Origin of the sequence: Crocosphaera sp. Alani8 (genome assembly GCF_038442745.1) — a bacterium.
In the GTDB taxonomy this organism is placed as follows: Bacteria; Cyanobacteriota; Cyanobacteriia; order Cyanobacteriales; family Microcystaceae; genus Crocosphaera.
Genome location: NZ_JARVCN010000120.1, coordinates 1 through 9,664 on the forward strand (window position 1 = coordinate 1; position 9,664 = coordinate 9,664).

At 34.5% G+C, this 9,664-nt stretch carries 7 protein-coding genes; 4 read left to right on the forward strand and 3 right to left on the reverse strand.

Annotated elements, in window-relative coordinates:
• A partial coding sequence (locus P9B04_RS08530) for a WD40 repeat domain-containing protein (protein ID WP_342054558.1) occupies window positions 1–1,661 on the forward strand: 1,661 nt, incomplete at its 5' end.
• Window positions 1,662–1,712: 51 nt separating this feature from the next.
• On the opposite strand, the gene P9B04_RS08535 is transcribed toward P9B04_RS08530, so the two are convergent.
• From P9B04_RS08535 to P9B04_RS08545, 3 genes are all read right to left on the reverse strand, one after another.
• Complete coding sequence (locus P9B04_RS08535) at window positions 1,713–3,143, reverse strand: glycosyltransferase (RefSeq protein WP_342054559.1); 1,431 nt, start codon at window positions 3,141–3,143, stop codon at window positions 1,713–1,715.
• Window positions 3,144–3,271: 128 nt separating this feature from the next.
• Window positions 3,272–4,078 carry an ADP-ribosylglycohydrolase family protein gene (locus P9B04_RS08540; protein ID WP_342054560.1) on the reverse strand — a complete coding sequence of 269 codons (807 nt, stop codon included), beginning with the start codon at window positions 4,076–4,078 and terminating at the stop codon, window positions 3,272–3,274.
• A 145-nt stretch (window positions 4,079–4,223) separates the two neighbouring features.
• Entirely contained in the window at window positions 4,224–5,264 is a 1,041-nt protein-coding gene (locus P9B04_RS08545; RefSeq protein ID WP_342054561.1) for a DUF1517 domain-containing protein, read from the reverse strand.
• 847 nt (window positions 5,265–6,111) lie between these two features.
• Between P9B04_RS08545 and P9B04_RS08550 the strand changes: the two genes are divergently transcribed.
• The 3 genes from P9B04_RS08550 to P9B04_RS08560 all read left to right on the forward strand — a co-directional run bounded on the left by P9B04_RS08550 (window position 6,112) and on the right by P9B04_RS08560 (window position 9,655).
• Window positions 6,112–7,239, forward strand: a complete 1,128-nt coding sequence (locus P9B04_RS08550; protein WP_342054562.1) for a THUMP domain-containing class I SAM-dependent RNA methyltransferase — start codon at window positions 6,112–6,114, stop codon at window positions 7,237–7,239.
• A gap of 318 nt (window positions 7,240–7,557) precedes the next feature.
• Window positions 7,558–8,916, forward strand: a complete 1,359-nt coding sequence (locus P9B04_RS08555; protein ID WP_342054563.1) for a helix-hairpin-helix domain-containing protein — start codon at window positions 7,558–7,560, stop codon at window positions 8,914–8,916.
• Between the two features lie 31 nt (window positions 8,917–8,947).
• Entirely contained in the window at window positions 8,948–9,655 is a 708-nt protein-coding gene (locus P9B04_RS08560) for an AI-2E family transporter (protein ID WP_342054564.1), read from the forward strand.
• The last annotated feature ends 9 nt before the right edge of the window (window positions 9,656–9,664 follow it).

Genomic DNA, 9,664 nt, shown 5'->3' on the forward strand with positions numbered 1-9,664 from the left:
ATCTATTAGTAAAGGGTTTTATAAGGGGGTTAAAAAGAGCGGATTTGGTATTATTAGCCAGTAGCAGTGATGATCGAACGGTTAGAATTTGGAATTGTAATCGAAAAGAAATGATAGCTGTTTTGACTAAACATCAAGATAGGGTAAGATGGGTGATTTTTCATCCTGATAAACAAACGTTAATTAGTGCAAGTCAAGATAATCAAATTTGTCTCTGGAATGTTAATCTTTCAGAAGCAAAGTTAATAAAATCCTTCTGCTTGGAAGAAAATCAAGACAATCTTTTAAGAGCGATCGCCATTAGTCCTGATAGTAAAACCCTTGCGAGTGGGACTGATGATGGAGTAGTTCGTTTTTGGGACTTAGAAACAGGTAAATTTAAACAGGAGTTAATTCACAATCATAATGATTGGATTAGAAGTCTTGCTTTTAGTCCTAATGGTAATAAAATAGCCAGTGCTAGTGAAGATAAAACTATTTGTATTAGTGATGCCAAAACAGGTAAACATTTACATACTTTGAGAGGACATAATGGTGGGGTTTGGTCAATTGATTTTCATCCTAGACTTCCTTGGTTACTAAGTGGTGAGATGGGACTCAATGTTAGAATTTGGGATTATAAATCAGGGGAATGTTTACGAGTTGCTCAGGGATATAGTCAAGAAATTAAACCTATTACTTATAGTCCTGATGGAAAAATTTTAGCCGTGGGAACAAATCAAGGAATTGTCTATTTAAAAGATAGCTCAGACTGCAAAACCGAGTCAGAAATTTCTACCAATAAAGGTAACATTTTGTCTCTTGCTTATAGTCCTGATAATCAAATTCTCATTGGTGGAAGTGATGATACGAAATTGTATATGTGGGATACTTTTAATAAGAATAGACTGCTTAAAAGTTTAGCTGGACATAGAAATTGGATTAGAACAGTTGCTTATAGTCACGATGGAAAATTTATTGCAACGGGAAGTGATGATAAAATAGTCAAATTATGGGATGCTTTTAATTATAAACTATTGAAGCCGTTTGAAGGTCACACAGATTGGATACAATCTGTATGTTTTCACCCCACTAAACTCTTATTAATCAGTGGTAGTGATGATGGTACAATAAAATTCTGGGATATTAATAATCTAAATAAACCTAATAGATTGATTGAAATATTCCGAACTTCTCAACGTCAAGTTTGGACGGTTACTGTTAGTTCCAATGGCAAATTCATGGCCAGTGGTAGCAATGATAATACTATATTTATCTGGGATTTAGAATCAGAAGAAAGAGAACCAATGATAATTCTTAGAAACCATCGTAACTGGATTTCATCGGTTGCGTTTAGTCCCGATAGTCAGTGGTTAGCCAGTGGTAGTTATGATACCAGTATTCGGATCTGGAAAATATCCTCAACTGAATGCAGTTGTGAGAAAATTCTTCTAGGACACGGTAATGCTGTTATGTGTGTTACCTTTCATCCTCATGACCCTATTTTAGCCAGTAGTAGTAAGGATGGCACCATCAAACGATGGAATTATTTAACAGGAGAATGTTTATCAACCTGGCGATCGCCTCGACCTTATGAGAACATGAATATTACAGGAGTCACTGGTTTAAACTCAGCACAAAAACACGCTTTAAAAACATTGGGTGCAATAGAAAATTATTAAGATCTTCCCCCATACCTTCTGTGCATGGGGGAAGAAATGTTGAGGGTAACTTTAAGCCTGAAAACTCTCTTCTGGGGTTCCTTCATGAACCGTCTTGACCCATTTTAAGCGTTTGGGACGAATAGACATCCGAGTAGTAACACAGGGCATAATAATTAACCAGTGCATCATATATGCCATTCCCCGTAAACTTTGCCAGGCCAAACCAAATACATCGAAAAAGTTAATCTTCTCTTGATTTCTAACACCCTTTAAACCGCAAAACATTCCCCAACAAGACAGAGATAACATTAACGCGGTTAAAGGTGCCAATAAGGGCAAACGATGACGGGTGAGCATCATCATGAAATCAGGAACAGCTGAAGTGGGGAGAAGATACTGCATCAAAATGAAGGAGATCAGATCAAATTTTTTCCCTAACCCCATAGGTTGATTGACTATAAACCGCCAATAGTCCAGATAGCGTTGATAACCTCCTTCTGACCAACGGTTGCGCTGATGCCATAAGGCTTTGGCTGTGGTTACTCCTTCTTCTTCAACAGCCGGATGGTTTAAAAAGCCAATTTTCCATTTATCTAGGTGCAAGCGCATGGTTAAATCTAAATCATCGGTGATGGTTTGTTCGTTCCATCCCCCGCAGTTAATTAAGGCTGTACGGCGCACAAATTGACCGTTACCCCGTAATTCCCCAATGCCACCGAGTGCTATACGTTTTTGTTGGAAAAAGCTGTCTAAAGCCATTTCTGCGGCTTGTCCTCTGGTCCATAAGTTCAAAGGTTCATTGGCGATCTTTTTTCTAACTTGCACGGCCCCGATTTCTTTTTGCTCAAATAAGGGAATCACCCTTTTCAATAAATCTGGTGTGACTTTGGCATCGGCATCAAACACCGCTACAATGTCCCCTTGGGTTTTCGCAAAGACACCATTTAAGGCTCCAGACTTACCTCCTTGGGCCCCGGCTGAACGATGGATGACATTGAGTTGGTCATACTCTTTACTCAAGCGATCGAGAATTTCAGGGGTTTTATCTGTACTATGATCGTCAACAATCCACAGATCGTATTTTTCAGCAGGATAGTCTAAATTACATAGTTGCTTGACTAACCGACCGATAACTGCTTCTTCGTTTTTGGCGGCGACTAATAAAGAAACAGAAGGGGCCTGTTGTAAACTTTCCTCGGATAAGGGTTCTGGAGTAGGCTCTGGTTGAGCAAAAATAATACGTAAGGATTGTAAGCCAAAAATGGTGGTCGCAGCAACAACGACCCATATTCCCCAAGCAAATACATGGAGACTAATCACAGTCCCCCAAATAGCCATCAAAACAAAGGCTGCTTTTTTTCGTCTTCCCGATGAACCCTGAAAAAAATCGCTTCTAAACTCTTCTTCTTCGTCTTCAGGGTCAGACCATTCTGATAAAAGAGAACTAATAGGGTCGAGATCTTCTTGTTCGTGGTTGTCTATCCAATGGTTTTTTGTCATAATTCAAGGGCGAGTTTAATCTTGTTTTTTACTACTAGGAGCGGGGGATGATTATTTGTGATCCCGTGTCTTTGTTAATACCATTTAGTCCATATTCTAGCGGAAAATGTTAACTGCTTTGTTAAACACTAAAAATTTCCGCCTTTTACTGGTTTAATGACCTGAGTTTCTAAAGGGCAAATGTTCGCGGATGGATTATCGACCCCAACCCATTTTGCCCATAATTGGGTAATGTATTCATCTTTTAAATTATTTTCCTGGTTTAAACCCATACTCAATCGCCAAGAAATAGGTATGCCGGAATAACCGTTATAAGCTCCGGATATGGTTGCAGTAACTCCAAGAATTACGGGATCTCTGAACTGTTTTGCTTGTAAAATACTTAGTTTAAAGTTGTTTGGGGTTCGACTAAAACAGTATAAAGATAATAATAAATAGTTACTTTCTAAGACGTTTTTGTGCTGAAATTGTTTCTTTATCTCTGTTAAGGGTGTTCGCCTGTTTAATATTTCGTGTATATTTTGTGTTAATTCAGAAACTTTGCAAATATTTTCTAGCAACGGGTTTTTTCTCTGAATAATTAAGTTGATGATTTTCCTAAAGAGTATCACTTCTTCAATAATTTTTTGATTGAAATTTACACTATTTTTTTCGATCCTTTTTAGTTGTTCGCATAATAAATTCTCTGTTTCATAGAAAAACAGAATCAATGGTAATATTTTTAATATTATCTCCCCTGGGATGAGTGATTTATTTGGGGAGATAATTACCCTAGACGTTTCTTCAGATATTGTTTCGTTTTGAATTAAATCAATAATAATTTTTTGATTAACTGTTTCCCAGTGTAATTGAGTTTTTTTCTGGTGTATGAGTTTACTAGCAATGCTTGGCCCTAACAATGTACCCCGAAAACTATTTAAAAGCGATTGAACCATAAATTTTGGGTTTGAAGACTAAGAAGATCAGATTAGTATTGATGTCTTTTTCTTAACAAGTTTCCCGATTTTACTATAGATTGATCGGAATATTCGATTTAGCTTTAATTTGTAAGATGAGTAACACAGTTTTCTGAATTATCTCTTACACTAATTCTATCATATTCGTATATTCGGTAATAAATTCATCATAAGTTAAACTATCATTTTGGGTTTGTGGACTCCAAATTAGCTCAAATTTTAGTAAATAATCAGAAGATATTGCTCCGAGATCCTTTAAAATTATTTCTAAATCATCTGGGGTTCTAATTTCTTCAAACAATGGTTTATCGTGTGCGGTTCCAACTAATAAAGTAACCACGATGTACATCGCTGACTCATCATCAGGAGAAACTACAATTTTTTCCCTAATCTTTCCTTCTATATTAGATAGAGTTTCTGAACTTAGTTTACTTCTTTGTTCTAGGGATAAACTATCAAATTTTGCTTCTGCTTGGTCGATATGAAGTTTTTGAGAACTGTTAATATGATGAGTCCAATACTCAGAGTTTCTAAGTAAAATTAAAATCGATTCTTGTAGTAATTGTCTTAACCCTTCTTCTGTACTGGTATCGAGTCTCAAAGTTAATTCTGTTAACCCCGATTGCACATCAGTCGCTGATGCTAACAAAGCGATTTGTAGTTGAGATATGGTAACAATATCATTATTTATTTCTCGATTAGAGAAACGATTATTATTCCCTCCATTACCAGTTCCTGAAGTAGACTTTAAACTATAGGAAATGACCGTAAAAAGAATAAGTCCTCCTACTCCAAAAAAGATCAATAAAACTAAAATGCTAAACAATTTCCCACCATTATTATGACTTCTGACATGACTGTAATTGCTTTCCGAACGCGAAGAATTATTATGATATCTCGGAGAATTATCACGGGGATAACTAGGAGAATTATCATAAGAACGATTAGGAGTAGAGGAAGGTTTTTTAGACTTCGATCCCGATGAACTTCCAGAAGAAGAACCACCACGGAATGATCCTCCTCCACTGCGTCCCCCACTACTTCTTGCTTGTGCTGATGTTTGAACTGTTAACCAACTGTTAGACAACTTTGGTGTTTCAATGGTGTTGATAGCGGCGATCGCTACAACAGTGGTTAGAAATAATTTTGTTATTTTTTTTAGCATAATTTATCGTTTGCTTACTCTCATTGTGATCATAGTTCCCAAAAATTACTTATAAGTTTAAAAAATACAAAAAAATTTGCCAAATAACCAGATATTAATGATATGAAAATTTGTAAAAAGTTAGTTTTAACAGTCAAACTTAACTAAATTTCTATATATTTCAAACGATTAAACTATTTTCATACCCACATTGCTACTTTTTTGTCTGTGATCAAAATCACTATTCATTGTGATATTAATTACTAGAGATGACAGTATATTTGATTGTTTGTATGTTACGATCTTGCTAATAATTAATAAATAAAATTAAAATGTTTTTTTCTACTATTAAACAGTCAGAAGTAATTGAAAACAAACCGTACTTTAATCTGTCAGCAGTTAGCTCAACAAGTATTTTTAGTAATCTATTAAGAAAAATCAGTCAACTACAGAAGACTTTATATATTATATTTTTCTGGTTCTCTTTAATCTTGATATACAGATTTTTTGCCCCTGTGTTTAAAGCTGTGCTTCGTACTAAATTATCTATCAATGAGAATTCGCTAATTTAAAACTAGATTAATTACAACAGCGTAATAGTTCTGTTGTTAGATTTTTAATTATAGTAATGGACTAATTGAAAACAATATATTCCCAAAAATATAGTTGAGACTATTATCAAATGTAAAACTATCAAAAATTCCCTAACGCTGCGCCATAACTATAGAAAATAACATTTTTTCCAAGGACGCAAGATAACACCTTTATAAAAAAGTAAAAATATTTATCAAGTTCTTCTTACAATTAGAGACGATATGGTTTATATTCTAGGTATTCGCCATACTGCAGAAAATACTTTTACTTGATAATGACTAATCAATACTTTGCTACAGTTGCCAGAGGGTTAGAAGAGGTTGCCACAAAAGAATTAGAAAACTTAGGAGCAAAAAATGTTACTACTGACTTTACAGGAGTGTATTTTGAAGGAGATAGAGCTTTATTATATAAAGTAAATATCTGGTCAAGAATTATCTTCCGAGTTTTAGTTCCTATTAGCACCATAAAAAGTAACAATGCAGAAGAATTATACAAAAATACTAAAAAAATAGATTGGTCAGAACATATACAAATTGATCAAACTTTTGCAGTTAACTGTACAGGGAGAAATCCAGAATTAAACCATACTCATTTTACTTCTTTACAAATTAAAAATGCGATCGTAGATCAACAAAGAGATCGTTATAATAGACGTTCAAATATTGACGTAAAAAATCCCGATATTTTGATCAATGCTCACATCTATGAGAATCAATGTATCCTGAGTTTAGACAGTTCAGGAGACAGTTTACATAGAAGAGGATATCGTCCAGCTATGGGAGTTGCACCACTGAAAGAAAGCTTAGCTGCTGCCTTATTAGAGATGGTTAACTGGACACCAGATACGCCTTTTTTAGACCCTATGTGCGGTTCAGGAATCCTACCTATCGAAGCTACTTTGAAAAGCTTAAATGTTGCCCCAGGTTTGTCCAGAAATCGTTTTAATTTTGAACATTGGCAAGACTTTGATGCGGACTTATGTGACAGAATAATTGATGACGCAATTCAACAACAAAAACACGAACTTGATGCTCCGATTTTTGGCAGCGATCGCAACATTGAAATGGTAAGACAAGCAACTATAAATGCAAAAAAATGTGATGTTAATCATCATCTTAAATTGAATCAAGTCACTCTAGAAAACCTTGAACCCCCTACGGATAATGGTATTATTCTTTGTAATCCTCCTTATGGTAAACGAATAGGTAATACTCAAGAATTGGGATCACTATACAAACTATTAGGAGATGTAATGAAACAGCGTTTTAAAGGTTGGACAGCATATATTTTGAGTGGGAATAAAGAACTAACTAAAAAAATTGGCTTGAGAACATCAGGACGTATTCCACTGTATAACGGTTCTCTACCTTGTACTTTGCTTAGATATGAGTTGTATTAATTTAATTGAAAGATATATTTTCACGGTTTGTTGACAATTATTGTAAGGAAATTAAATACCAACAACGTGAGTTCGGAATTCGGAGTTAAATCTTTTTGCACGAAATGATAGCTATTTAAGATGGCTGAACTTGATAGATTTTCTATAAATTTCCTTATATCGAACTCAGGGCAACAAAAAATAGTGTTACAATAGCAGTATCTTTGGTCAATAAATATGTAAAAATAACTAGAAAAAAGTAGTGAATTATGATCATATTTAGAGAAGTTTTTCTACCAAATTTATTAACTTTTTAAAAATATCTTTGATAAAACAATTATGGTAAAAGTTATTACACGGCGTTCGTTAGGAGTACAAAAAGTTTATGATGTCGGAGTCGAAAAAGATCATAATTTTTTACTCAACAATGGTTTAATTGCTTCTAATTGTTTTAATAAATCTCACTCTACAGCTTATGCTTATGTTACTTATCAAACTGCTTATTTAAAAGCTAATTATCCTGTGGAATATATGACTGCTTTACTAACGGCGAGCAGCGATAATCAAGATAAGGTAGAGAAATATAGAGAAAACTGTCAAAAAATGGGGATCGATGTTTTACCACCAGACATCAACCGTTCCCAAAAAGATTTTACTCCTATAGACAAACAAATACTTTTCGGTTTTTCTGCAGTTAGAAACCTGGGAGAAGGTGCCATTGATAACATTTTAAAAGCGAGAGAAGAAGTAGAGGGAAATTTTCAATCTTTGGCAGACTTTTGCTGTCGTGTTGACCTGCGTTCTGTAAATAAAAGAGCATTAGAGACTCTAATCTATGCTGGAGCATTTGACTCAATTAATACCAATCGAAAACAACTAATTAACGACTTAGAATTAGTAATTCCTTGGGCGCAAAAAAGAATGAAAGACAAACAAAGCGGCCAATTAAATATTTTTGACTTAATGAGTACTGATAGTACAAAAAAAACAGAATCAAAACAAGACTTTCAACAAGCACCTAGCAGTTCTAACGTAGAAGATTACTCATTACAAGATAAATTAAAATTAGAAAAAGAACATTTGGGATTTTATGTTTCTGAACATCCTTTAACAGCAGTCAAAAAAGCAGCTAAAATATTATCACCTATTAACTTAAATGAAGTCGCAGAACAGAAAGCGAAAACCAGAGTTAGTGCTGTTATTATGGTTAACGAGGTAAAACAATACACGACTAAAAAAGGAGATGCTATGGCTTTTTTAGTCCTAGAAGATGGTTCAGCACAGGTGGAAGGGGTCTGTTTTCCTGAAAGTTACAAAAGAATTCGGGAAATTTTGATTGAAGATGCTCGTCTCATTGTTTGGGGAAAAATTGACTACAGAGATGATAAAGTTCAGCTAATTGTAGACGATGCTGAATCGGTAGAAACCGTGAGAATGGTGATGGTAAATTTGAGTATTGAGCAAGCTGTAAATCAAGTTTCCTATCATAGCTTGAAAGGCATTCTACAGGAATATTCTGGAAAGAAGAATCAAGCAAAAGTTCCAGTAATCGCTATCATTAATAATGGAGATAATCGCCAATTAATTCGCTTAGGAGAAGACTACTGGGTACACAATGATAAATTAGTGATTGAGGCTTTAAAAAAAGCTAACTTTAATGCTTATCCCACACCCTTAGTAACTAATTTGTCATCATAATTTTTTTATCTTTCCTAATTAAAACTGGCTCATGAATCCTTCATTTTCCCGAACGCAAAAAATACTTATCACTTGGTTGCTTATTTTAGTAACAGGTTGGTTAACAGTCAAAACGTTAAGTTATATTGGAGGCTTAATTAGTTTGACTTTAACTGCTTCTTTGATTGCTTTCTTACTCAACTATCCCGTAAGAGGTTTGAAAAAAATTTTGCCACGTTCCTTGGCTGCTACATTAGTGTATTTAGGAGCAATTTTAATTATTATTTTCTTGGGAATTACGTTACTTCCTCCTGTGGTTAATCAGGGAAAGCAATTAATCACTAAATTACCAATGCTATTACAAGAAGGGCAAGAACAATTAATAACCTTACAAACATTAATTAATGGAAAGAATTTGCCAATCGATATAGAGTTTTTAACCTATCAAATATTAACCAAAATACAAGAGAAAACCCAGGATATTGCTTCTACTGGATTTGGTTTAGTATTGGTGACTTTTAATTGGTTTATAGATTTAATTGTGGTTATTGTTATTTCCTTTTATATGCTATTGGACGGAGAAAAGATTTGGAAAGGGATAATAAGCTTTTTCTCACCTCAAGTTCGTGGTGTTTTAACCAGCACATTAGAAAAGAATTTACAACGGTTTTTAACTGGTCAACTCATCTTAGGTTTATTCATGGCAATTAGCTTAAGTAGAAGCTTCTCAAAAAGTCTGGGGGGACTCGCCGAAAGTTAGGGGACAAAG